This is a genomic window from Geobacillus sp. WSUCF-018B (assembly GCF_002809985.1).
GTDB classification, from domain to species: Bacteria; Bacillota; Bacilli; order Bacillales; family Anoxybacillaceae; genus Geobacillus; species Geobacillus thermophilus.
In genome coordinates this window covers 1-24,025 of record NZ_PIJF01000016.1, presented here as the reverse complement: position 1 = coordinate 24,025, position 24,025 = coordinate 1, and the positions used below count along the sequence as shown (strand labels likewise).

General features: G+C 53.1%; 23 protein-coding genes, 1 rRNA gene and 2 other annotated features. All 24 genes read right to left on the bottom strand.

What is annotated here, in order from left to right:
- Window positions 1-79 precede the first annotated feature (79 nt).
- Window positions 80-3,652 carry a DNA-directed RNA polymerase subunit beta gene (gene rpoB / locus CV944_RS06820; protein ID WP_044746823.1) on the bottom strand — a complete coding sequence of 1,191 codons (3,573 nt, stop codon included), beginning with the start codon at window positions 3,650-3,652 and terminating at the stop codon, window positions 80-82.
- 405 nt (window positions 3,653-4,057) lie between these two features.
- The gene (locus CV944_RS06815; protein ID WP_033008715.1) at window positions 4,058-4,660 is read right to left on the bottom strand and encodes a class I SAM-dependent methyltransferase; all 603 of its coding nucleotides are present in this window, start codon (window positions 4,658-4,660) and stop codon (window positions 4,058-4,060) included.
- 106 nt (window positions 4,661-4,766) lie between these two features.
- Window positions 4,767-5,135 (bottom strand): 50S ribosomal protein L7/L12, encoded by a 369-nt coding sequence (rplL, locus tag CV944_RS06810; protein ID WP_033008641.1) that lies wholly within the window; start codon window positions 5,133-5,135, stop codon window positions 4,767-4,769.
- Between the two features lie 54 nt (window positions 5,136-5,189).
- On the bottom strand, window positions 5,190-5,690 hold the full coding sequence (gene rplJ, locus CV944_RS06805; protein ID WP_033008639.1) for a 50S ribosomal protein L10: 501 nt from the start codon (window positions 5,688-5,690) through the stop codon (window positions 5,190-5,192).
- Between the two features lie 51 nt (window positions 5,691-5,741).
- Window positions 5,742-5,906, bottom strand: a sequence feature (ribosomal protein L10 leader region).
- A gap of 47 nt (window positions 5,907-5,953) precedes the next feature.
- The gene (rplA, locus tag CV944_RS06800; protein WP_050368058.1) at window positions 5,954-6,655 is read right to left on the bottom strand and encodes a 50S ribosomal protein L1; all 702 of its coding nucleotides are present in this window, start codon (window positions 6,653-6,655) and stop codon (window positions 5,954-5,956) included.
- Window positions 6,656-6,847: 192 nt separating this feature from the next.
- Window positions 6,848-7,273 (bottom strand): 50S ribosomal protein L11, encoded by a 426-nt coding sequence (gene rplK, locus CV944_RS06795; protein WP_008882034.1) that lies wholly within the window; start codon window positions 7,271-7,273, stop codon window positions 6,848-6,850.
- Between the two features lie 241 nt (window positions 7,274-7,514).
- Window positions 7,515-8,048: a transcription termination/antitermination protein NusG gene (nusG, locus tag CV944_RS06790; RefSeq protein WP_033008634.1), complete on the bottom strand. Its 534-nt coding sequence runs from the start codon at window positions 8,046-8,048 to the stop codon at window positions 7,515-7,517.
- Between the two features lie 112 nt (window positions 8,049-8,160).
- Window positions 8,161-8,343 carry a preprotein translocase subunit SecE gene (gene secE / locus CV944_RS06785; protein ID WP_033008632.1) on the bottom strand — a complete coding sequence of 61 codons (183 nt, stop codon included), beginning with the start codon at window positions 8,341-8,343 and terminating at the stop codon, window positions 8,161-8,163.
- Between the two features lie 297 nt (window positions 8,344-8,640).
- Window positions 8,641-9,291 (bottom strand): RNA polymerase sporulation sigma factor SigH, encoded by a 651-nt coding sequence (sigH, locus tag CV944_RS06775; protein WP_094239430.1) that lies wholly within the window; start codon window positions 9,289-9,291, stop codon window positions 8,641-8,643.
- Window positions 9,292-9,360: 69 nt separating this feature from the next.
- Window positions 9,361-9,873 (bottom strand): NYN domain-containing protein, encoded by a 513-nt coding sequence (locus CV944_RS06770; RefSeq protein WP_033008628.1) that lies wholly within the window; start codon window positions 9,871-9,873, stop codon window positions 9,361-9,363.
- A gap of 3 nt (window positions 9,874-9,876) precedes the next feature.
- Window positions 9,877-10,614, bottom strand: coding sequence for a 23S rRNA (guanosine(2251)-2'-O)-methyltransferase RlmB (rlmB, locus tag CV944_RS06765; protein WP_033017258.1), 738 nt, complete (start codon window positions 10,612-10,614; stop codon window positions 9,877-9,879).
- Complete coding sequence (locus CV944_RS06760; protein WP_033008625.1) at window positions 10,614-11,036, bottom strand: Mini-ribonuclease 3; 423 nt, start codon at window positions 11,034-11,036, stop codon at window positions 10,614-10,616. Before CV944_RS06760 ends, rlmB begins: the two co-directional genes overlap by 1 nt.
- Before the next feature lie 3 nt (window positions 11,037-11,039).
- Complete coding sequence (cysS, locus tag CV944_RS06755) at window positions 11,040-12,449, bottom strand: cysteine--tRNA ligase (RefSeq protein WP_100659899.1); 1,410 nt, start codon at window positions 12,447-12,449, stop codon at window positions 11,040-11,042.
- On the bottom strand, window positions 12,427-13,164 hold the full coding sequence (cysE, locus tag CV944_RS06750) for a serine O-acetyltransferase (protein ID WP_080706580.1): 738 nt from the start codon (window positions 13,162-13,164) through the stop codon (window positions 12,427-12,429). The genes cysS and cysE overlap by 23 nt, the downstream gene beginning before the upstream one ends.
- Window positions 13,162-13,400 (bottom strand) — a binding site (T-box leader). Its footprint overlaps the gene before it by 3 nt.
- A 75-nt stretch (window positions 13,401-13,475) precedes the next feature.
- Window positions 13,476-14,945, bottom strand: a complete 1,470-nt coding sequence (gene gltX, locus CV944_RS06745) for a glutamate--tRNA ligase (RefSeq protein ID WP_033008710.1) — start codon at window positions 14,943-14,945, stop codon at window positions 13,476-13,478.
- Between the two features lie 106 nt (window positions 14,946-15,051).
- The gene (gene ispF / locus CV944_RS06740; protein ID WP_100659898.1) at window positions 15,052-15,534 is read right to left on the bottom strand and encodes a 2-C-methyl-D-erythritol 2,4-cyclodiphosphate synthase; all 483 of its coding nucleotides are present in this window, start codon (window positions 15,532-15,534) and stop codon (window positions 15,052-15,054) included.
- A gap of 14 nt (window positions 15,535-15,548) precedes the next feature.
- Window positions 15,549-16,235, bottom strand: coding sequence for a 2-C-methyl-D-erythritol 4-phosphate cytidylyltransferase (ispD, locus tag CV944_RS06735; RefSeq protein WP_033008621.1), 687 nt, complete (start codon window positions 16,233-16,235; stop codon window positions 15,549-15,551).
- A gap of 21 nt (window positions 16,236-16,256) precedes the next feature.
- Entirely contained in the window at window positions 16,257-17,351 is a 1,095-nt protein-coding gene (locus CV944_RS06730) for a PIN/TRAM domain-containing protein (RefSeq protein ID WP_033008620.1), read from the bottom strand.
- Window positions 17,352-17,637: 286 nt separating this feature from the next.
- Entirely contained in the window at window positions 17,638-19,011 is a 1,374-nt protein-coding gene (gene radA / locus CV944_RS06725; RefSeq protein ID WP_100663995.1) for a DNA repair protein RadA, read from the bottom strand.
- Window positions 19,012-19,086: 75 nt separating this feature from the next.
- Window positions 19,087-21,522: an ATP-dependent protease ATP-binding subunit ClpC gene (gene clpC, locus CV944_RS06720; RefSeq protein WP_033008616.1), complete on the bottom strand. Its 2,436-nt coding sequence runs from the start codon at window positions 21,520-21,522 to the stop codon at window positions 19,087-19,089.
- The gene (gene mcsB, locus CV944_RS06715; RefSeq protein WP_033008614.1) at window positions 21,519-22,610 is read right to left on the bottom strand and encodes a protein-arginine kinase McsB; all 1,092 of its coding nucleotides are present in this window, start codon (window positions 22,608-22,610) and stop codon (window positions 21,519-21,521) included. Before mcsB ends, clpC begins: the two co-directional genes overlap by 4 nt.
- 4 nt (window positions 22,611-22,614) lie before the next feature.
- The gene (gene mcsA / locus CV944_RS06710) at window positions 22,615-23,163 is read right to left on the bottom strand and encodes a protein-arginine kinase activator protein McsA (RefSeq protein ID WP_033008611.1); all 549 of its coding nucleotides are present in this window, start codon (window positions 23,161-23,163) and stop codon (window positions 22,615-22,617) included.
- 14 nt (window positions 23,164-23,177) lie between these two features.
- Entirely contained in the window at window positions 23,178-23,639 is a 462-nt protein-coding gene (ctsR, locus tag CV944_RS06705) for a transcriptional regulator CtsR (protein ID WP_100660150.1), read from the bottom strand.
- A 287-nt stretch (window positions 23,640-23,926) separates the two neighbouring features.
- Window positions 23,927-24,025 (bottom strand): 5S ribosomal RNA (gene rrf, locus CV944_RS06700); the annotation flags it as partial.

Genomic DNA, 24,025 nt, shown 5'->3' with positions numbered 1-24,025 from the left:
GCTCCATGGCTTGTTCGTCATCCGTTCGCCTCAATGGCCGCGGGCGGGGAAACGCTCCCCGCCTTTTCGCCATTGCCGGTTACTCTTTCGTTACCGCATCTTTTTCTTCGCTGGCTTCTTCCGGTTCAGCCGGTTTCACATCGACCATGATCGCATCCGGCGCATGATCATCATCGTCGTCAAAGTTTTCCATGTTGATTTCCTGTTCGTCGCTCGTCAAAATCGTGACGTCCATCCCTAGACTTTGCAGCTCTTTGATCAACACTTTAAACGACTCCGGCACGCCCGGTTCCGGAATGTTTTCCCCTTTGACGATCGCTTCGTACGTTTTGACGCGGCCAACCACATCGTCAGACTTGACGGTCAAAATTTCCTGCAGCGTATACGCCGCACCGTACGCTTCAAGCGCCCATACTTCCATCTCGCCAAAGCGCTGGCCGCCGAACTGCGCCTTGCCGCCGAGCGGCTGCTGGGTGACAAGCGAGTACGGGCCGGTCGAGCGAGCGTGGAGTTTGTCGTCGACCATGTGGGCAAGCTTGATCATGTACATGATCCCGACCGACACGCGGTTGTCAAACGGTTCGCCCGTTCGCCCGTCATACAGCACCGTTTTGGCATCGCGCGCCATGCCGGCTTCTTCAAGAATGTTCCAAACATCTTCCTCCGTCGCTCCGTCAAAGACTGGGGAAGCGATATGCAAGCCAAGTTTTTTCGCCGCCATGCCAAGATGCAGCTCAAACACTTGCCCGATGTTCATCCGCGACGGAACGCCGAGCGGGTTCAACATGATGTCAATCGGCGTGCCATCCGGCAAGAACGGCATATCTTCTTCCGGAAGAATGCGGGAGATAACCCCTTTGTTTCCGTGGCGGCCTGCCATTTTATCGCCTTCGGAAATTTTCCGCTTTTGCACGATGTAGACGCGCACCAACTGGTTCACGCCCGGCGGGAGTTCGTCGCCGTCTTCGCGGTTGAACACTTTGACGTCAAGGACAATGCCGCCGCCGCCGTGCGGGACGCGCAGCGACGTATCGCGCACCTCGCGCGCTTTTTCGCCGAAGATCGCATGCAACAGCCGCTCCTCAGCCGTCAGCTCGGTCATTCCTTTCGGCGTCACTTTGCCGACGAGCAAATCGCCGTCTTTCACTTCTGCGCCGATGCGGACGATGCCGCGCTCATCCAAGTTTTTCAACGCATCTTCACCGACGTTCGGGATGTCGCGCGTAATTTCTTCCGGACCGAGCTTCGTGTCGCGCGATTCGGCTTCATATTCTTCAATATGGATTGACGTATACACGTCTTCTTTGACGAGCCGTTCGCTCATGATGATGGCGTCTTCGTAGTTGTAGCCGTCCCATGTCATAAAGGCAACAAGCACGTTGCGGCCAAGCGCGAGTTCACCTTTGTCCATCGACGGGCCATCGGCCAAAATTTCGCCCTTCTCCACGATATCGCCTTTTTTCACGATCGGCCGCTGGTTGTAGCACGTGCCTTGGTTCGACCGGACGAATTTCAGCAACCGATATTTGTCTAGATCACCCTTGACTTCTTTGCCGTCGACTTCAATGAGCCGGCGCACCCAAATTTCTTTTGCTTCTACGCGTTCGACGATGCCGCGATGCTTGCAAATCACCGCCGCGCCCGAGTCTTTCGCCGAAACATACTCCATGCCTGTGCCGACGATTGGTGCTTCCGGCTCCAACAGCGGCACCGCTTGCCGCTGCATGTTCGCCCCCATCAAGGCGCGGTTCGAGTCGTCATTTTCCAAAAATGGGATGCACGCCGTCGCCGCCGAGACAACTTGCTTTGGCGACACGTCCATATAGTCGACGCGGTCGCGCTTGACGACGATGTTCTCGCCGCGGAAACGGGCGATGACGTTTTCCTCAAGGAACGTCCCGTCTTCCGCAAGCGGCACGTTCGCCTGCGCTACAACGTAATTGTCCTCTTCATCGGCTGTCAAATAATCGATTTGGTCCGTTACCCGCCCTGTTTCCGGATCAACGCGCCGGTATGGCGTTTCAATAAACCCAAACTTGTTCACTTTCGCGTAAGTGGACAGCGAGTTGATGAGCCCGATGTTCGGCCCTTCCGGCGTCTCGATCGGACACATCCGCCCATAGTGCGAATAGTGAACGTCGCGCACTTCAAACCCGGCGCGCTCGCGCGTCAATCCGCCAGGGCCAAGCGCAGAAAGGCGGCGCTTATGCGTCAGTTCAGCGAGCGGGTTCGTCTGATCCATAAACTGCGACAGCTGCGAGCTGCCGAAAAACTCTTTAATCGCTGCGATCACCGGGCGGATGTTGATCAGCTGCTGCGGCGTGATCGTGTTCGTATCTTGAATCGACATGCGCTCGCGCACGACGCGTTCCATGCGCGACAAGCCGATGCGGAATTGGTTTTGCAGCAGTTCGCCGACCGAACGGAGACGGCGGTTGCCCAAATGGTCGATGTCATCCGTATCGCCGACGCCGTGGAGCAAGTTGAAGAAATAGCTGATCGATGCAATGATGTCCGCCGGCGTAATATGTTTGACATCTTCCGCAATAAAGCCGTTGCCGATGATGTTGATTACCTTTTCGTTGTCCGGATCATTCGGTGCATAAATTTTCACGGTCTGCACCTCAATCGGACCATCCGCCACTCCCTCAGCCGGACGGTACGTCCGCAGCCCGACTCCTTTTTCCAAATACGGCAACAGGCGGTTCAGCGTCCGGCGGTCGATCATCGCTCCAGCTTCAGCGATGACTTCTCCCGTTTCCGGATCGACGATCGTTTCCGCCAGCCGCTGGTTGAACAAACGGTTTTTAATATGAAGCTTTTTGTTGATTTTATAGCGCCCGACGCTGGCCAAATCGTAGCGTTTCGGGTCAAAAAAGCGGGACGCAAGCAAGCTTTTCGCATTCTCAAGCGTCGGCGGCTCGCCCGGACGGAGGCGCTCATATATTTCAATCAATGCCTTTTCCGTGCTGTCGGTATTATCTTTTTCGAGCGTATTGCGCAAATATTCGTTATCGCCGAGCAGGTCGATGATTTCTTGATCGGAGCTGAATCCGAGCGCACGAAGAAGCACCGTCACCGGCAGCTTGCGGGTGCGGTCGATGCGGACGTAAACGACATCTTTCGCGTCCGTTTCATATTCAAGCCATGCGCCGCGGTTCGGAATCACGGTTGCCGAATAGCCGCGCTTCCCGTTTTTATCGACTTTATCGCTGTAATACACACTTGGCGAGCGAACGAGCTGGGAGACAATCACGCGTTCCGCCCCGTTGATGATGAACGTTCCGGTTTCCGTCATGAGCGGAAAATCGCCCATAAACACATCCTGCTCTTTCACTTCACCCGTTTCTTTATTGATCAGGCGTACTTTCACACGAAGCGGCGCCGCATATGTAACATCGCGTTCTTTCGCCTCTTCCACCGAATATTTCGGTTCCCCTAAGCTGTAGTCGATAAATTCAAGCGAGAGATTGCCAGAAAAGTCTTCAATCGGGGAAATTTCCTTGAACATTTCCCGCAGCCCTTCATCGAGAAACCATTGATAGGAGGACGTTTGGATTTCAATCAAGTTCGGCAGTTCCAGCACTTCGCTAATGCGTGCGTAACTTCTCCGTTGGCGGTGTCGCCCGTATTGAACTAGTCGGCCTGTCAAGAGTGATTCACCCCTCAAATGTAGACATTAGTGAAAACCGGAAGCGGAACATCGCATTGATCCAGCCGCCTTGGCGGCATATGCCGCCAAGGCCGTCGGCCGCTCCGCCATTCCGGGGCAAAGCGCTAGGCATGCATGCGGCTGGCCCCCCGCCATCCGGACGGAAACGGTTCAGCTATGACGCCGCCGTTTCGGTAAGGGGATTTCACACGCTCCCGGTGCGAGGAAACCAGGCGTTGGATGGAGAAAAAAAGAAAATGGTTTCTATCCAGTAGAAAACCATATGTTTAGCTGTATATTGATTTTATCATTTTTTCCATCATGTCCAAAAATATACGTCATCCCCTCATGTGGGAAATGTGCATATTTAGCATTTTATAATGTTACCACAACCAAAAAAGAGTGTCAACATTTTTTTGCCTTTATGATATAATATCCTTTTTTCTTGGAAGCCACCTCAACAAACGGAAACAGTTCTTTCAGCTTTTCAAGCGCTGATGGCGCCCCTTGTTTTTTTTGAATGACGACCCATAGCTCCCCGCCGTCAAGCAAGTGGTCCCGGCTTTGTTCAAAAATCGCGTGGACAACCCGCTTGCCGGCCCGGATCGGCGGATTGGTGACAACGGCCGCAAACCGCTGTTCCCCGACTTCTGAAAACAAGTCGCTCTGGTAAATGCGCACATTATCGATATGGTTTGCACGCTTGTTTTCCCGCGCCAGCTCCAGCGCCCGCTCATTCACATCGATCATTTGGACGAGCCGGTTCGGAAACGATTTGGCCAGAGCGAGGCCGATCGGTCCGTATCCGCAGCCGACATCCAATAGGTCGCCGGCCACTTCCGGCTCCTCAAACGTTTCGATCAGCAGCTGCGTGCCAAAATCGACACCGCGTTTGGAAAACACCCCGCTGTCGGTTGTAAAGCGAAATTCATGCCCCCGGAGCGTAAACGTCCACGTTTGCGGGTTTCGCTCCGACGTGGGAGCAGCTGAATAATAATGTTCGCTCACCATCATCCCTCCTCTGTCGGCAAGCCGCTTCGGCTCCCGATATATAGTGTAACAAAAAAGAGGCTTTCCCTTGCTTGGGTCAGCCTCTTTTTTTGCAATGACGCCATTACTTCACTTCAACTTTTGCGCCAACTTCTTCAAGTTTGGCTTTAATTTCTTCTGCTTCTTCCTTCGAAACGGCTTCTTTGATCGGTTTCGGCGTGTTGTCAACCAAGTCTTTCGCTTCTTTCAAGCCGAGACCAGTGAGTTCGCGGACAACTTTAATAACTTTGATTTTTTGCGCGCCAGCATCAGCGAGAATGACATCAAATTCTGTTTTCTCAGCTGCTGCTTCAGCGCCGGCTGCCGCACCGCCAGCGACAACAACCGGAGCTGCCGCCGTTACGCCGAATTCTTCCTCGATTGCTTTTACCAGTTCGTTTAATTCCAATACCGTCATATTTTTCACAGCTTCAATGATTTGTTCTTTCGTCATCATCATTTCCTCCTTGTTTGGTTGATGGTGTGTTATGCACATCGGTATGCACGATTACGCGCCTTGTTCTTCTTGCTTGTCAGCCACCGCTTTGACCGCAAGCGCAAAGTTGCGGATCGGGGCTTGGAGAACGCTAAGCAGCATCGAAAGCAGCCCTTCGCGGGACGGGAGCTTCGCCAACGCATCGATTTCTTCTTTGCTGGCGATGTTCCCTTCGATGACGCCGCCTTTGATCTCCAACGCCTCATGCGTTTTCGCAAACTCGCTTAAAATTTTTGCCGGCGCCACAACATCTTCATTGCTGAACGCGATGGCGTTCGGGCCGGTAAACACCTCATCCAATCCTTCCAGGCCGACTTCCGCGAGCGCCCGACGGGTCATCGTGTTTTTATACACTTTGAACTCAATGCCTGCTTCGCGCAGCTGTTTGCGCAGCTCAGTCATTTCCGCCACGTTCAGGCCGCGGTAATCGACGATGACGGTTGCCTTGCTGGCGCGGAATTTGTCCGCAATCTCGGCAACCACTTGTTTTTTCAGTTCAATCGCGCTCGACACGTCCTGCACCTCCTGCAAAGAAAATGGTGGAATACCAGTTATACCGTTTGGCGGCTCAATAAAAAACCTCCATGCCGCGTAGACATGGAGGTAGCGTTCAACGCACGGCCGCCGGCTGCTGCCGGCCTATGGCGCGCTGCTTATCGTCCACATACCTCGGTAGGAAATTAAGCCGGGAACGGCACCTACTGTCTACGGTATAAATGATATTCGTTTGTTCAGCCAAATGGCATTTTATCAGACTCGACGCAGAAAGTCAACCGTTATTGTGCAACAGCCACCGTCGTCGGGTCCACTTTAATGCCAGGACCCATCGTTGACGTAATCGTCACGTTTTTGACGTATGTCCCTTTCGCTGCCGCCGGTTTGGCTTTCAAAATCGCCTCGTAGACGGCGGCGAAGTTTTCGACCAGTTTCTCGTTGTCGAACGATACTTTGCCGATCGGCACATGAATGTTGCCGGCTTTATCAACGCGGTATTCCACTTTACCAGCTTTGATCTCCTGCACAGCTTTCGCAACGTCAAACGTGACCGTGCCGGTTTTCGGGTTTGGCATTAACCCTTTCGGACCCAAAATACGACCGAGTTTCCCGACCTCGCCCATCATATCCGGCGTGGCAACAACGACGTCAAAGTCAAACCAGCCTTGCTGGATTTTATTGATGTATTCTGTATCGCCGACATAGTCAGCGCCAGCTGCTTCTGCTTCTTTCGCTTTTTCCCCTTTTGCGAACACTAACACGCGCGCTACTTTCCCCGTGCCGTGCGGCAGGACGACAGCGCCGCGAATTTGTTGGTCCGCTTTTTTCGGGTCAACGCCCAATCGGAACGCAACTTCCACCGTCGCATCAAATTTCGCGACGTTCGTTTTTTTCACGAGCTCGATCGCTTCTGCAACCGGATAAGCCTTGAAGCGATCAACGAGCTTCAACGCTTCTAAGTATTTTTTTCCTCTTTTCGGCATGTAAAATCCTCCTCAATTGTGGTTTTAGCGGAAAAAACCTCCCACGATCAAACAACCTTCGCTTCTTTCGAAGGCGAACCATTCAGCAGACAGCGACCTTCTGAAAAGGACTGTCCTTCATTCATAAAAGACTTTTTTGCCCATGGAGAGAGAGGTTGCGGAATACGCAACCCCCCGGACAACAAACCAGCCTTAGTCTTCGATCACGATGCCCATGCTGCGAGCCGTGCCTTCAACCATACGCATGGCTGCTTCAATGCTCGCTGCATTCAAATCCGGCATTTTCAATTCAGCAATCTCGCGCACTTTGTCACGTTTGATCGTCGCTACTTTGTTGCGGTTCGGTTCGCCGGAGCCCGATTCGATGCCCGCCGCTTTTTTCAACAGTACAGCGGCCGGCGGCGTTTTCGTGATGAATGTAAACGAACGGTCTTCAAAAACCGTAATTTCAACCGGAATGATCAAGCCTGCCTGGTCAGCGGTACGGGCATTAAACTCTTTGCAAAACGCCATAATATTAACACCGGCTTGACCTAACGCAGGACCTACTGGCGGCGCCGGATTCGCTTTCCCTGCAGGAATTTGCAGTTTGACGATCTTGATTACTTTTTTCGCCACGAGACACACCTCCTTAAGTCCGTGATGTGGTATTAGGGATTGCCCCTCCCACTCCATCCGGCTCCGATCTGACGAGCCGCTTTCATATCTCCCGTTTCGGCCGGGAGGATCAGCGCATCAAGCACGTTCGCTCCCTTATACAGCACGTATAAGTTCATCGCTGCATGCCTTGTCTAAGATTCAAGACATACTGACTTTAAAATAGTATCACTTTTCAATAACGATTGCAAGTTCTTTTCCATTAGATTTTTTCTATTTGCGAAAACTCCAATTCCACCCGTGTTTCGCGGCCAAACATATCGACAAGCAGCTTCACCTTATGTTTGTCGAGGTCAATCGCCTCAATTTTTCCAGTGAAGTTGGCAAACGGCCCTTCTTTAATCCGGACCGTTTCATTCACCTCGTAGTCGACATCAATCTCAGTAAGCGGCATGCCCATCCGCTTCAAAATCATTTTGACTTCTTCCTCCATGAGCGGCGTCGGTTTCGAACCAGCCCCGCTCGAACCGACAAATCCGGTCACGCCCGGCGTGTTGCGCACGACGTACCACGAATCGTCGGTCATGATCATTTCGACAAGCACATAACCGGGGAACACTTTCTTTTTCGTCGTTTTCCGTTTGCCGTTTTTGATGTCCGTTTCCGTTTCTTCCGGGACGACAACACGGAAAATCTTGTCTTGCATTCCCATTGATTCAACGCGTTTCTCCAAATTGGCTTTCACCTTATTTTCGTATCCCGAATATGTATGGACGACATACCAGTTTTTCTCCATCAGCGAGCCTCCCTAGGGCGGTTTTCATTTTGTTTTCTGCGCAAAACAAAAACCCGTTGCCGGGTTCCATGTTCGCACGATTATCTTTCATTATAGCATATCATCCGCCCGCTTATTCAAATACAAGGCGAATCAACTGCGAAATGCCGAGGTCGACAACGGCGAAAAAGATGGTGAAAAACGCCACCGTAGCCAATACGATTCCCGTATAGTTCACTAGTTCTTTCCGGCTCGGCCAGCTTACTTTTTTCAACTCCCGCACGACTTCTTTGAAAAAGTTGGTTACTCGCTGCATCCCTCGTACCTCCACGATTGCTCAAAACTGTCCCCACCGCCTGCTTCGTCTCGCGATGGACGGTATGATTGTTGCTCATCGAGCAAAACTTGTTGACCGCCAAGCGCCTGCACCAAGGCAACCGGCCTGTTTTGCAGCCGTGCAGTTTCGGCTCCCGCATTGCGCGCGAGCCAACGTTGCTCGTTAACATAAACGTTTGACCGTTCCCGCGAGATGTCCATAAAAATTTATCATATCAGCATTTCCGCTGTCAATGCCATCTTTTGGCCTCCGTTCGGCCATCGGCCGATGCGCCGCCTACAAACTGATTTCCCGATATTCCAAATATTTCTCCAACTTCCGTTTGACGCGCTGCAAGGCGTTGTCGATCGATTTGACATGGCGGTTTAACTCTTCGGAAATTTCTTGGTACGAGCGCCCGTCCAAATACAACGCGAGCACTTTCCGCTCCAAATCGCTGAGCAATTCCGCCATTTTCAGCTCAATATCGTCAACTTCCTCGCGGTTGACAATCAGCTCTTCCGGGTCGGTCACCTGCGTGCCGGACAACACGTCCATCAGCGTCCGGTCCGACTCGTCGTCGTAAATCGGCTTGTCCAAGGAAACGTAAGAGTTGAGCGGAATGTGCTTTTGGCGGGTCGCGGTTTTAATCGCGGTAATCATTTGCCTCGTGATGCATAGTTCTGCAAACGCTTTAAATGAAGAGAGCTTGTCCCCCTTAAAATCGCGGACTGCCTTGTACAGCCCGATCATCCCTTCCTGCACAATGTCCTCGCGGTCAGCCCCGACTAAAAAGTATGAGCGGGCTTTGGCGCGCACAAAGTTTTGGTATTTGTGGATCAAAAAATCAAGCGCTTCTCCATCCCCTTCGTGAACAAGTGCAACAAGCTGTTCATCCTCTAAATGTTTATAATCCTTTGGCTTGTCTACTTTTAAGCATTCCCACATGCTGATCCCCCCGACCGCATCAATCGCTAACATTTATTATACAGTACAAATTTTTACAGCGTCAACCGCTCATTTTTGCCCTCTTCGCCATTTTTCAAAAATTTCGGCAACTCGGTCATTGAGCGGCACTTTCAAGGTCGGGGTGTGCTGCTTCATTGACTGCAACTTTTTTGAAATATCCCGCTCCACCTCTTCGATTTCGTGCAGAAGTTCGCGCGCCGATTTGCGCAAGGCGCCTTGACCGAACACCGTCCATTGTTCCGTATAATCCGATGTCGCGACATACACTTTGGTGCGCGCGTTGATGAGCGTTTTCGCCAACCGCTCAATCCGTTCGTCCGCCGTCTCATTTTCCTTTGTAAAAATGACATCGATATCGTAGTTTTTATACTTTTTCTCGTTTCCCTGCACGAGATGGGCGTCAAACACGACCACGACGTGATCCCCGGTGAACCCTTTGTAATCGGCCAGTTTGTCAATCAACAAATCCCTTGCCGCTGCCAGATCGCCTTCCTCTTTCAGCCGGCGCAGCGCCGGCCATGCCCCGATGATGTTGTAACCGTCGACAATTAAAACGTTCATCGGCTATTCCCCTAGCGGATACCGCTTTCGGTACACCTCGTACATGAGCAAACTGGCGGCGACAGAAGCGTTGAGCGAAGTGACGTGCCCCCGCATCGGCAGCCGAAACAAGAAATCACACTTTTCCCGCACTAACCGGCTGATGCCTTTTCCCTCGCTGCCGATGACCAGCGCCAACGGCATCGTGCCGTCAAGGAAGCGGTAGTCATCTTTGGCGTCTGCATCGGTGCCAGCCACCCAAACGCCCCGCTCTTTCAGCTCGTCGATCGTCCGCGCCAAGTTCGTCACGCGCGCGACCGGAACGTGCTCGATCGCTCCGGTTGACGCCTTCGCTACGGTCGGCGTCAACCCCACCGACCGCCGTTTCGGGATGATGAGCCCGTGCGCTCCGACCGCATCTGCGGTGCGCATAATGGCGCCCAAGTTATGCGGGTCTTCGATTTCGTCCAAAATGAGGAAAAACGGCGCTTCTTCCCGTCGGGCGGCGCGGGCAAACAAATCGTCGACCTCGTAATAGCGGTATGCGGCCGCCTGGGCGATCACCCCTTGGTGCACCCCGTCAACCATTTGGTCAAGCTTGCGCTTCGGAACATATTGGACGAGCACGCCCCGCCGCTTCGCCCATTCGAGGACAGGCTCGACGGCGTGGCGCTGCGCTCCTTCCGCGATCCAGATTTTATTGATGTCGCGCCCGGATTTGAGCGCCTCGATAACCGGGTTTCTGCCGATAATGTAATCCATCATTCCAACGCCCTTTCTTCCCTTTCAATAATCGCAAATGAACGGCCGATTAACTCGTCGACCCGCCGGCCGTTGTCCTGTAAAAAATGATAGCCGATCAACGCTTCGAACGCGGTGCTGTGCCGGTATGTCTGCACATCCGTATTTTTCGGAATCGTGCCTGATTTCGCGTTGCGGCCGCGGCGGACGATGGCTTGCTCCTCTTCCGTCAACGCGCCTTCATCAAGCAAGGTTAAAATGACTCTTGCTTGCGCCCGGGCCGACACGTAGCGGATCGCCCGCCGATGCAGCTCGTGCGGCCGTACGCTGCCCATCGCCAGCAAGTGGCGGCGCACGTACACTTCATAAACCGCATCGCCAATATAGGCGAGCGCCAAGCCATTTAATTGTTTGACATCATGAACGGTCTCAAACTGCGCCATTGCTTATGATCCCCGTTTCCATCTTGTCCCTTGCGGCGTATCTTCCAAAATAATGTTTTTGGCCTTCAACTCGTCGCGAATGCGGTCAGCCAGCGCGAAATCGCGGTTTTTCCGCGCTTCGTTGCGCTGTTGGATCAGCGCCTCGATTTCCTCATCAAGCAGCTCTTCTTGCTTTGGCTTTGGATCGAGGCCAAGCACGTCCATCAACTGTTCAAATTCACGCAAAAAGGCGCCAATAACGGTTTCCGATGTCGTCTTTTCCTGCAAATACAAGTTCGCTTGTTTCGCCAGCTCAAATAGAACCGCAATGCCGTTCGCCGTGTTGAAATCGTCGTCCATTTCGCGGATGAACGATTCGCGGACCGCAGCGATGCGCGACAGCCATTTGTCATCGTCGTCGGTTAAATTCGTGCTCGCTCCGAGCCGGTGCTGCAAGTTGCCATATGCCGTCCTTAAGCGTTCGAGCCCGCGCCGGGCGCTCTCGAGCAGCTCTTCGCTGTAGTTGATCGGATGGCGATAGTGCACCGACAACATAAAGAAGCGCAGCACTTGCGGGTCAATCTGCCGGATGATATCGTGGACGAGCACGAAGTTGCCGAGCGACTTCGACATTTTTTCGTTGTTAATATTTAAATACCCGTTGTGCAGCCAATATTTCGCAAACGGTTTGCCGGTCAAAGCCTCTGACTGGGCGATTTCGTTTTCATGGTGCGGGAACGTCAAATCTTGGCCGCCGGCGTGGATATCGATCGTATCGCCTAAATATTTGCGCGCCATCGCCGAGCATTCGATATGCCAACCCGGCCGCCCTTTCCCCCATGGACTGTCCCAACAAATCTCTCCTTCTTTCGCCGCTTTCCAAAGGGCGAAATCGAGCGGGTCGTCTTTTTTCTCGCCGACTTCGATGCGCGCTCCAGCCTGCAATTCATCGATCGATTGGTGCGACAGCTTGCCGTAACCGGGAAACTTGCGCGTCCGGTAGTAGACGTCGCCGTCCACCTTGTACGCATACCCCTTGTCGATGAGCGCTTGGATGAATTCGATAATCGTCCCGATATTTTCTGTCACGCGCGGGTGGATGTCCGCCTTTTTGCAGCCAAGCGCCTGAATGTCTTCAAAATACGCCTCGATAAACCGCTCGGCAATCGCCGGAACGCTTTCGCCAAGCTCGCGGGCCGCCTTAATCAGTTTGTCGTCGACATCGGTAAAATTGGATACGTACGTCACGTCGTAGCCGCGGAACTCCAAATAGCGGCGGATCGTGTCAAAGACGATGGCGGCCCGGGCGTTCCCGATATGGATATAGTTGTAAACGGTCGGACCGCATACATACATTTTGACCTTGTTGGGCTCAAGCGGCTCAAACGGTTCCTTTTTTCGCGTCAACGTATTATAAAGCCGGATGCTGCTCATACTCGCTCTTCCTTTCTTGCTGTTTCAATGCCTCCAACTCGCTTTTCAGCCGGACGATCTCCTCTTCAAGCTCCCGGAACCGGTCAGCGATCGGATCTGGCAGGTCGGTGTGGTTCAAATCTTTTTTCACTTTCACTCCATCACGCACAACCACGCGGCCCGGAATGCCAACGACGGTTGAGTTGGGCGGCACGTCTTTTAACACGACCGACCCGGCGCCAATTTTCGAGTTTTCGCCGATCGTAATCGACCCGAGCACTTTCGCGCCGGCAGCGATCAAACAGTTGTCTTTGATCGTCGGGTGCCGCTTCCCTTTTTCTTTCCCTGTCCCTCCTAATGTGACCCCTTGATAGACCGTGACATTGTCGCCGATTTCGCACGTTTCGCCGATCACCACGCCCATGCCGTGGTCGATGAAAAAGCGGCGGCCGATTTTGGCGCCCGGATGAATTTCAATGCCGGTGAAAAAGCGGCTGATTTGCGAAATCAACCGGGCAAGAAAGTAAAATTTCCGTTTGTAAAGCGCATGAGCGATCCGATGCGCCCAAATGGCATGCAGGCCGGAGTACGTTAAAATGACTTCCAGGTAGCTTCTTGCCGCCGGGTCTTGCTCAAAAATGACCTCAATATCCTCTTTTAACGTTTTAAACATCATGTCCTCCCTCCATCCCTCTAAGTTGTTTTGAATAAAAAAGCGTCCCTGTGCCGAAGACACAGAGACGCTTTTGGCGCGGTTCCACTCTGTTTAGCGAAACGGGAAAACGCCGTTTCACTCGCTCGAGTCCGATAACGGAGAGGCTCCGCTCCTCTCTACTGCAGAACGTCCCTGTTCCGGTTCGAAAGGAGACTCCGAGGCGCATTTCGGATAACGCCGGGCATAAGCCGCTTCCAGCCAAGGCGACTCTCTCTGGGATGACGGCGTTTCCTACTTCTCCTCGTCAACGCTTTTTCACTATGCGCTTGTTCAACCGATAAACTTTGTATTATTATACCACACGCACTACGCAAACGTGCATACCTATTCCACTAAAATTTTTCTTGCAGCGCCCGCTCGAGCCGCTCGATTACTTTTTGTTTGCCGAGCAGCTGAATGGCAAACGGCAGCTCCGGCCCGTGCGTTTGCCCGGTCACCGCGGCGCGAATTGGCATAAACAGCTTTTTCCCTTTTTGTCCGGTCGCCTTTTGCACCGCCTTAATCGCCGCTTTAATTTCGTCGGCTGTAAACGGGTCGAGGTCCCGCACATGGGCCAAAAAGGCCGAAAGCACGTCGGGCACTTGTTCTTCGGCGAGCACTTGGCGCGCCTCATCTTCGTATTCGACTTCTTCCTTAAAGAACAGCTCGGACAACGGAACAATCTCCGCCCCGTAGCTCATTTGCTCTTGATACAGTGCGATTAAATCGCGCGCCCACTGCCGCTGTTCGTCGCTCATGTCCGCCGGCAAGCGCCCGGCTTTCACCAAATGCGGCAAAGCCAATTCGACGAGCCGGTCCAAATCGAGTTTTTTGATGTATTGATTGTTCATCCATGTCAGCTTTTTCGTGTCAAACATCGACGGCGACTTTGACAGCCGCGAAACGTCGAAGATGCGGATGAGCTCGTCTTTCGAAAAAATTTCTTCCTCCCCTTCCGGCGACCAGCCTAAGAGGGCGAAAAAGTTGAACATCGCTTCCGGCAAATAGCCGAGCTCTTTGTATTGCGACACGAACTGAATGATTGACTCATCGCGCTTGGACAACTTTTTCCGCTGTTCGTTGACAATCAACGTCAAATGGGCAAACTGCGGCGGCTCCCAGCCAAAATATTCATACACCATCAGCTGCTTCGGCGTGTTGGACAAATGCTCCTCACCGCGGAACACATGGCTGATCTCCATAAGGTGGTCGTCGATGACGACGGCAAAGTTGTACGTCGGAATGCCGTTCGCCTTCACAATGACCCAATCGCCGATATCTTTCGATTCAAACGTCACTTTGCCGCGCACCAGATCGTCGACTTCGTATGTTTTCCCTTCCGGCACCTTGAGGCGGATCGTATACGGCTTGCCTTGCGCCTCAAGTTCCGCGACCTGCTCCGGCGTCAAACGGCGGCACTTGCCGCTGTATTGCGGAGCGGCGATGCCGGCCGCACGCTGCTCCTCCCGCTCCCGCTCAAGCTCTTCCGGCGTGCAAAAACATTTGTACGCATGTCCTTGCTCGAGCAGTTCGTCCACATACTTCCGGTATATATCAAGCCGCTCCGTCTGGCGGTACGGCCCATAGCCGCCATCTTTATCAACGGACTCGTCATAATCGATGCCGAGCCATTGTAAGTTTTCGAGCTGCGACTGTTCGCCGCCTTCCACGTTCCGTTCGATATCCGTATCCTCGATGCGGACGATCATTTTTCCGCCGTGATGGCGGGCAAACAAATAGTTAAACAGCGCGGTCCGCGCCCCTCCGATATGCAAATGGCCGGTCGGGCTCGGCGCATAGCGCACGCGCACATCTTTTGCCATCGTCCAACCCTCCACTTTCATCCAAACTTGTACCCTTATTGTACCGTTTATCGCAGCAAAGTTCAAAACGGACGGCTCGCCCCATTCGGCGCCTAACAGCCGCGCCTTACTCCTCGCTCTTTTTAAGCAACACGACCGCTTGGGCGGCAATGCCTTCCCCGCGCCCGGTGAACCCGAGTTTTTCCGTTGTCGTCGCCTTGACGTTCACTTGTGTGCGCTCGGCTTCAAGCAGGCGGGCGATCACGGCTTTCATCTCCTCAATGTACGGAGCCATTTTCGGCTTTTGGGCGATAATCGTACAGTCGGCGTTCACCAATGCATACCCTTCCTTCCGGACGAGCGTCCATACGTGCGCCAACAATTCGGTTGAGTCCGCGTCTTTATAGCGCGGGTCATCATCAGGAAAATGCCGTCCGATATCGCCGGCGCCAATCGCTCCAAGGCACGCGTCCGCCACCGCGTGGAGCAGCACATCGGCATCCGAATGGCCGAGCAGCCCTTTCTCATGCGGAATATGTACGCCGCCAATGATAAGCGGACGCCCTTCAACGAGCTGGTGAACGTCAAACCCTTGTCCGATGCGAAACATGTCTTCACCTCCGTTTACTCCGCGACGCGGCTCGCTAAAATCGCCTCGGCAAACAAAATGTCTTCCGGAGTCGTCAGTTTAATGTTGCGGTAGTCCCCTTCTACAATTTTCACCGGCTTGCCGAGCCGCTCGACGAGGCTGGCGTCGTCCGTGCCAAGATAGCCTTCCCGTTTCGCAGCCTCATGCGCCTCGGCGATCAAAGACAGACGAAAAGCTTGTGGCGTCTGCACCGCCCACAAGCTGGAACGATCAATCGTCTGTTCGACAAACAAACCGTCCACTTTTTTGATCGTGTCTTTCACCCGCACAGCCGGGACCGCTGCCCCGTATCGGGCGGCTGCATCCGCCAGCTCATGCAAATGGCGGACGTGAATAAACGGGCGGGCGCCGTCGTGGATCAGGACAATGCCCCGTCCCTCTAACGCCTGCAGCCCGTTATAGACGCTATGCTGCCGCTCCTCGCCGCCCTCAGCGAACGCTGCCACTTTTTTGATACGAAAACGAACGACAAGTTGCTCAAAGCGGCTTCGCTCCGCCGGATTCACGACAAGCACGACGCGGGCGCACCGTTCATCGCGGTCGAACACCTTCAGCGTCCGGACGATGAGCGGTTCGCCGCCTAGTTCAATAAACTGCTTATTCATACCGGCGTTCATCCGCTTTCCTTGTCCGGCCGCCAAGACAATCGCTTCGTAGTTCATTGGACGTTTCCCCTGTTCTGTTTACAGCGCTTTTTGCAACAGCTTCAGCTTGGCAAAAATCATTCTCCCCGCAGATGTTTGTAACACGCTGGTGACTAGGACGTCAACCCGTTTGCCGATATATTCTTTGCCGTCTTCGACAACAATCATCGTTCCGTCATCCAAGTAGGCAACGCCCTGGTTATGTTCCTTTCCGTCCTTAATGACATGCACATTCAGCTCCTCGCCCGGCAGGACGATCGGCTTGACGGCATTAGCCAAATCGTTGATATTAAGGACGCGCACGTTTTGCAGCTCACACACTTTGTTCAAGTTGAAATCGTTTGTGACGACGACGCCTTGAAGCTGTTTGGCTAGTTTGACGAGCTTGCTGTCGACTTCTTGCACATCGCTGAAGTCGGCCTCATGAATTTCCACCTTCATCGCCATCTCTTTTTGAATGCGGTTTAAAATATCCAAGCCGCGGCGGCCGCGGTTTCGCTTCAGCACATCGGAGGAGTCGGCGATATGCTGGAGCTCCTCTAACACAAAACGGGGAATGACAAGCGGGCCTTCCAAAAACCCGGTTTGGCAAATGTCCGCGATCCGCCCATCGATGATGACACTTGTGTCCAAAATTTTCACCGCTCCACCTTTCGGCGCCTCGTTCTCGGTTTCTCCGCCTTTTTTCTTTGTCATTCGATTGGAAAGAGAAAATAAGTTCATCAGCTCATTCCGTTTCTTTAAGCCGACACGAAACCCTAAATAGCCAAGCAAGATCGTCAAAAAAATCGGCAGCACCGTGTTCAACACTTGAATTCGAAACGATTGCAGCGGCATGACGACCAAAAACGCAATAATAAGACCAAAAATCAGCCCGAGGCTGCCAAACAGCACGTCAGCAGCAGGCGCCCTTACCAATGTTTCCTCGACCCAGCGCACCATGTCCACAACATAATCCACAAGCCAAAACGTCAACAAAAAGAAAAGAACAGCGCCCAACACCGCCAACGTATAGGAATTATGGATGAGCGGCATGCCGCTTACATTCAACAGCGCAAGTAAATCAGGCAAAAACATGGCGCCCAGCGTTCCGCCTACGGCGAGAAAAAATAGTTGTACGACACGTTTGACCATCGGCTCATCTTCACCTCCCTATCTAACATTATAAACAGTTTCCAATGTTTGAAACCAACCGAAACCCAATTTTTAACCATTTTTGAACATTCGACATCCGCTTGTAACAATTCGCGCTGGACGCCCGTGCACAGCGGAAGGACGTTGCCCCCCTATATATATTTACGTTGTTCGAAACAAAAAGGTTCGGTCATTTCATGCAAAACATGATCGGGGCGGAGCAAGAGGATGCTTTAGCGAGCGCCCCCAGCCGTTTCCTATTTGCCCGTTCCCCCGAAGAAAGCGTTCAAATCATCGTGTGCTCGAGCGCCTCGGCCACATGGGAAACGCCGATCACCTGAACGCTTGTCGGCGGCTGCCAACCTGCCAAATTGTTTTTCGGTACAATGACACGGGAAAAACCTAGTTTGACAGCCTCTTGCACACGCTGTTCAATGCGGGAGACACGCCGCACTTCCCCGGTCAACCCGACTTCACCGATAATGACGTCGGCCGGATTGGTCGGCCGATCGCGAAAGCTTGAGGCGATGCTGACGGCGATGGCTAGGTCAATGGCCGGCTCATCAAGCTTCACTCCGCCCGCCACCTTCAAATAGGCATCTTGGTTTTGCAACAGCAGCCCGACCCGCTTTTCCAATACGGCCATAAGCAACGACACGCGGTTATGATCGAGGCCGGTCGCCATCCGCCTCGGGTTGCCGAAGCTTGTCGGCGAAACGAGCGCTTGAATTTCCACCAGAACCGGGCGCGTCCCTTCCATGGCCGCCACCACCGTCGAACCCGCCGCCCCGTGCGATCGCTCTTCCAAAAACACTTCGGACGGATTTTCCACTTCCCGCAGCCCGATGTCGCGCATTTCAAAAATACCGATTTCATTCGTCGAACCGAAGCGGTTTTTCACCGCCCGCAAAATGCGGTACGTATGATGCCGCTCCCCCTCAAAATAAAGGACGGTATCGACCATATGCTCGAGAATGCGCGGCCCGGCGATCGCCCCTTCTTTCGTCACATGGCCGACGATAAAAATGGCGACGCCTTTTGTTTTGGCGATTTTCATCAACTCAGCGGTGCACTCGCGCACTTGGGCGACACTGCCCGGCGCTGACGTAATATCCGTCCGGTACACCGTCTGGATTGAATCAATCACGACACAGGCGGGCTGAATCGTTTCAATCGCTGATACAATATATTCCAAATTCGCCTCCGCTAACACATACAGATGATCGGACTCGGCGCGAAGGCGCCCAGCGCGCAGTTTTACCTGTTTGACGGATTCCTCGCCCGATACATACAACACTGTATGCCCAGCCGCCGCCAGTTGCGCTGAGGCCTGCAGCAACAGCGTCGACTTGCCGATGCCGGGGTCGCCGCCGATTAAGACGAGCGACCCTTTGACGATCCCCCCACCGAGCACGCGATTGAACTCTGCACTGTTCGTTTCGATGCGCGGCTCTTGCACCGCGGCAACGGCGGTAATCGGAACCGGTTTAGCGGACCCGGACGGCTCCGAATGGAGAAACGCCCCACGCACAGTGGTTCTGACCGGCTCGATTTCCTCGACGAATGAGTTCCACGTTTGGCATCCCGGGCAGCGGCCGAGCCACTTCGCCGATTCGTATCCGCACTCTTGGCAAACAAATTTCGTCTTCTTTTTCGCCATTGAACTAACCCTTTCTCTCTTGTGTTCCATATGGAAAAAAGGTATGGGCAGCATCGTGCCGCATACCTTTTTTCATCACATCACGGCCTGTTTTGCCAATACGACAAATTCCCCATCTTTCACATCCACGACGACTTTTTGTCCTTTGGCGATCGTGCCTTTTAACAGTTCTTCGGACAAACGGTCTTCAATATGTTTTTGCAAAGCGCGGCGCAACGGGCGAGCCCCGTATTCCGGATCGAAACCTTCAGCAGCGATTTTCTCAATCGCCGCCTCCGTCAATTCAAGGTCAATATCTTGCTCTTTCAGCCGTTTCACCAGCGTATCAGCCATCAGACGGACAATTTGCTTTAGATGGTCTTTTTCAAGCGAATGGAAGACGATAATTTCATCGATCCGGTTCAAAAACTCCGGACGGAACGCTTTTTTCAGCTCATCCATGACCTTGCTTTTCATGTCTTTGTATTGCTGGTTTCCATCCTGGATGTTAAAGCCGACATACTTGTTCCGCTTCAAAGCATCCGCGCCGACGTTCGATGTCATAATGATGATCGTGTTGCGGAAGTCAACCGTCCGCCCTTTCGAGTCAGTCAACCGCCCGTCTTCGAGCACCTGCAGCAAGATGTTAAACACGTCCGGATGCGCTTTTTCCATCTCATCCAACAGAACGACCGAGTATGGCTTGCGGCGCACTTTTTCGGTCAGCTGGCCGCCTTCTTCGTAGCCGACATACCCCGGCGGCGAACCGATGAGCCGCGATGTCGAGTGTTTTTCCATATACTCGGACATATCGATGCGAATGAGGGCATCTTCATCTCCAAACATTGCCTCGGCCAATGCACGGGCCAATTCCGTTTTCCCGACGCCGGTCGGGCCGAGGAAAATGAACGAACCGATCGGGCGTTTCGGGTCTTTGAGGCCAGCCCGGGCGCGGCGCACCGCTTTGGCCACCGCTTTGACCGCCTCGTCTTGGCCGACGACGCGCGAATGCAAAATTTCTTCCAGTTTCAACAGCCGCTCGGTTTCCGTCTCGGCCAGCTTCGATACCGGAATCCCGGTCCAACTCGAGACGACCGCGGCAATGTCTTCGACCGTCACTTCCAAATTTTCTTGGCCTTGTTTTTCTTTCCACGCACGTTTCGTTTCTTCAAGCTCTTCACGCAGCCGCTGCTCCATATCACGCAGCGACGCCGCTTTTTCAAATTCTTGGCTTTGCACGGCCGCATCTTTCTCTTTTCGCACTTCTTCAAGTTTTTGCTCCAGTTCTTTCAGTTTCGGCGGCGCCGTGAACGAACGGAGACGCACTTTCGAGCAAGCTTCATCAATCAAGTCGATCGCTTTATCCGGCAGGAACCGGTCGGTAATATACCGGTCGGAAAGTTTGACTGCCTGAATGATCGCCTCATCGGAAATCGAGACGCGATGATGCGCTTCATACCGGTCGCGCAGCCCTTTTAAAATTTGAATCGACTCTTCAACTGTCGGCTCATCGACGTGAATCGGCTGGAAGCGGCGCTCGAGCGCAGCATCTTTCTCAATGTATTTGCGGTATTCATCAAGCGTTGTCGCACCGATACATTGCAATTCTCCACGCGCCAAGGCCGGCTTTAAAATGTTCGACGCGTCGATGGCCCCTTCGGCTCCGCCAGCGCCGATTAACGTATGGAGTTCATCGATGAACAAAATGATATTGCCCGCCTGGCGAATTTCGTCCATCACTTTTTTCAGCCGGTCTTCAAATTCGCCGCGGTATTTCGTCCCGGCGACGACCGTCCCCATATCGAGCGTCATGACCCGTTTGTCGCGCAGCGTTTCCGGCACTTCGTTGTTGACGATTTGCTGGGCCAATCCTTCCGCGATCGCTGTTTTTCCAACCCCCGGTTCACCGATGAGCACCGGGTTGTTTTTTGTCCGTCGGCTCAACACTTCAATGACACGCTGAATTTCTTTGCTGCGGCCGATGACCGGATCAAGCCGCCCTTCGCGGGCAATCGCCGTCAAATCGCGGGCAAGGCTGTCAAGCGTCGGCGTGCTTACATGCGACGCCCCCCCGCCGCCATGGCCCGACACCGATTCATTGCTGCCGAGCAGTTGCAACACTTGTTGGCGCGCCTTGTTCAAGCTCACCCCGAGGTTGTTCAGCACGCGGGCGGCCACGCCTTCCCCCTCGCGGATCAAGCCAAGCAAAATATGCTCCGTGCCGACATACGAATGGCCAAGTTTCCTCGCTTCGTCCATTGACAGCTCGATCACTTTTTTCGCCCGCGGCGTGTAATGGAGCGTATGGGACACTTCATTGCCGCGGCCGATGAGCGATTCGACTTCTTTTTGGATTTTATCCGGGCCAAGTCCAAGCGCCATGAGCGCTTTAGCAGCGATTCCTTCCCCCTCACGGATCAGCCCAAGCAAAATATGTTCGGTTCCGATATTGTTATGGCCGAGGCGGATGGCTTCCTCTTGCGCCAACGCCAGCACTTTTTGCGCCCGTTCCGTAAATCTGCCAAACATCATCGTTCATCACCCTCCATCTTTCTTCGTGTTTCCATCCTTAAGCGTTCCCGAATCAACGCCGCCCGGCGGACATCCCGTTCCTCAGGGCGAAGCACCCCTCCGGCATATTGTTGCAAAAATCCTGGCTGCGTCAAAATCATCAGCTCATTTAAAATGTTGCGCGGGACGTTTTTGATATATCCTAAATCGATCCCTAAACGCACATCCGACAGGCATTGCGCCGCCTCCTTCGAATCGATGACGCGGCAGTTGGCCAATATGCCGTATGAACGGAATACCTTGTCTTCTAATTGTATGCCCAACGTTTTCACTAATGCCTGGCGAGCCGCCCTTTCTTGGGCGATGAGCTGCTCAACGATCGTATGCAAATCAGCGACAATATCTTCTTCTGATTTTCCGAGCGTAATTTGGTTCGAAATTTGGAAAATGTTCCCTAAAGCCTCACTTCCTTCCCCGTACGTGCCGCGGACGACGAGTCCCAACTGGTTGATGGCAGGGATGATGCGGTTGATCTGCTGCGTCAGCACCAGCGCCGGAAGATGCATCATCACCGACGCCCGCAACCCCGTTCCGACGTTCGTCGGACAGCTCGTTAAGTAACCAAGCCGTTCATCGAACGCATAGTTGACATGCCCTTCAATCCAATCATCCAACTCGCTCGCCGCCTCAAGCGCCTCGGCAAGCTGAAGCCCTGGAAACAGACACTGAATGCGGATATGGTCTTCCTCGTTGATCATAATGCTGATTTCCTCATTTTCCGAAAGCAGGCAGGCGCCAAACGGCGAATCTTCAGCCAAATGCGGGCTGATTAAGTGCTTTTCCACCAATACCCGTTTTTCAATCGGTTGAAGCTCCGACATTTTCAACAGTTCAAACCGTCCCGCTTCCCCATACGGACGATGGACGAACGCGCGCTCAAACAAGGCAACGATTTGTTTCGCCTCTTCGCTGCTAAACAGCGTTGGGAAACGAAAATCAACAATATTGCGCGCCAGCCGGATGCGGCTGCTCAACACGATGTCCGAATTCGGCCCCTCCTGGCTCATCCAAGCGCTGACCGCTGTGTTGAAAAACTTTCCAAATGACATACCGCTACATCTCCCCCTCTCCACGTCGGCGAAGTTCGTCCTCTAACGAACGAATCTGGTCGCGCACCTCGGCCGCCCGCTCAAATTCCTCGCGGGCAACTAATTCCTGAAGCTTTTGTTTCAACGTGGCCAGCTGCTTCCGCAAATGGAGGACGCCGCCTTTTCGCTTCGGAATTTTCCCTGAATGAGCAGTATTTCCGCTATGAAGCCGTTTTAAAATCGGCGGAAGGTAACGGGCAAACGTCCGATAGCAGTCGGCGCAACCGAACCGCCCAATTTGCGTAAACTGGTGGTATGTCATTTGGCACGTCTCGCATTGAAGCAAATCCGGATTCGGGAACGCATTGGCCGTCACTTCTTTCATCGGAGCTTGAAAGTTGAGAAGCCCCGCTAACAAATTGTTAAGCGGAAAGTCGTCATGGCCATAGAGCATAAACGTATGACCATGTTCTTTGGCGCATTGCTCGCAAAGGTGAAATTCCGTTTTTTCCCCGTTGACTATTTTCGTAAAATGCATCGTCGCCGGGCGTTGCTTGCATTCTTGGCAAATCAATGCCTCCCCCTCCCCTACTTATACTTTAGCGACGTCAGTATCGCCTTTAACATGCGCGCCCGCAGTTCATCCCGCTCGGGCAAATCGATATATAAAACGGAGCGATCCATCACGCTCAACATCATTTTCGCTTCCCGCTCCGAAATCACCTTTTCTTCCATAAGTCGTTTTATCACATCTTCGGCGCTCGACTGGCTGATGCGGTGGCCGATCAGCTCGAGCAACTGGTCAATCAGCTGCGCCTCGCTTTTCGTCTTTACTTTCATAATGCGGATATAGCCGCCGCCACCGCGCTTGCTTTCAACAATATATCCGCGCTCGAGCGTGAATCTCGTGTTGATGACATAGTTGATTTGCGAGGGAACACATTGGAATTTATTAGCAATTTCACTTCGTTTAATTTCAACGATGTCTTGGTCGCTCATATTGAGTACTTGCTTCAAATATTGCTCGATAATGTCGGAAATGTTTGGCACTCTACCTCCCACCTTCCTCACAACCAAGCTGCTTGGCGGTCAAGCTGCTCCCTGCCCAATAAACGGGCATTCCTTGGGAGGAAGCATCACCGCCATCTTGTTGACTTTGACTATATTTGACCTTACTTTTACTATACAATGTATGACGAAAAATTGCAAGGGTTACCGAAACAAGGGAGACTATCTATAGAATATCCGTTTTTTCGCCCAGTGAAACGCTTCTCGGTCAGATAAACGAAAAAGCACGCTTTTTCTCCTAATGAAGAAAAAGGCGTGCTTTCTGCTTAGCCTAGCAGCGACCTACTCTTGCAGGGGCGCTGGCCCCAACTACCATCGGCGCTGGAGGGCTTAACTTCCGTGTTCGGGATGGGAACGGGTGTTTCCCC

Bases quoted from the DNA above. Each gene is read 5' to 3' on its own strand.
- CV944_RS06770 (WP_033008628.1), bottom strand. From the start codon at position 9,873: ATGAACGTTTTAATTGTCGACGGTTACAACATCATCGGGGCATGGCCG.
- CV944_RS06730 (WP_033008620.1), bottom strand. From the start codon at position 17,351: ATGGTCAAACGTGTCGTACAACTATTTTTTCTCGCCGTAGGCGGAACG.
- ispD (WP_033008621.1), bottom strand. From the start codon at position 16,235: ATGAACTACGAAGCGATTGTCTTGGCGGCCGGACAAGGAAAGCGGATG.
- ispF (WP_100659898.1), bottom strand. From the start codon at position 15,534: ATGTTTCGCATCGGACAAGGGTTTGACGTTCACCAGCTCGTTGAAGGG.
- clpC (WP_033008616.1), bottom strand. From the start codon at position 21,522: ATGATGTTTGGCAGATTTACGGAACGGGCGCAAAAAGTGCTGGCGTTG.
- secE (WP_033008632.1), bottom strand. From the start codon at position 8,343: ATGCAGCGAGTAACCAACTTTTTCAAAGAAGTCGTGCGGGAGTTGAAA.
- rplA (WP_050368058.1), bottom strand. From the start codon at position 6,655: ATGCCGAAAAGAGGAAAAAAATACTTAGAAGCGTTGAAGCTCGTTGAT.
- gltX (WP_033008710.1), bottom strand. From the start codon at position 14,945: ATGGCAAAAGATGTGCGCGTGCGCTATGCGCCGAGCCCGACCGGCCAT.
- mcsB (WP_033008614.1), bottom strand. From the start codon at position 22,610: ATGTCATTTGGAAAGTTTTTCAACACAGCGGTCAGCGCTTGGATGAGC.
- nusG (WP_033008634.1), bottom strand. From the start codon at position 8,048: ATGGAGAAAAACTGGTATGTCGTCCATACATATTCGGGATACGAAAAT.
- rlmB (WP_033017258.1), bottom strand. From the start codon at position 10,614: ATGGATTACATTATCGGCAGAAACCCGGTTATCGAGGCGCTCAAATCC.
- radA (WP_100663995.1), bottom strand. From the start codon at position 19,011: ATGGCGAAAAAGAAGACGAAATTTGTTTGCCAAGAGTGCGGATACGAA.
- CV944_RS06760 (WP_033008625.1), bottom strand. From the start codon at position 11,036: ATGGCGCAGTTTGAGACCGTTCATGATGTCAAACAATTAAATGGCTTG.
- sigH (WP_094239430.1), bottom strand. From the start codon at position 9,291: ATGTGGGAATGCTTAAAAGTAGACAAGCCAAAGGATTATAAACATTTA.
- cysS (WP_100659899.1), bottom strand. From the start codon at position 12,449: ATGAGCAGCATCCGGCTTTATAATACGTTGACGCGAAAAAAGGAACCG.
- rplL (WP_033008641.1), bottom strand. From the start codon at position 5,135: ATGACGAAAGAACAAATCATTGAAGCTGTGAAAAATATGACGGTATTG.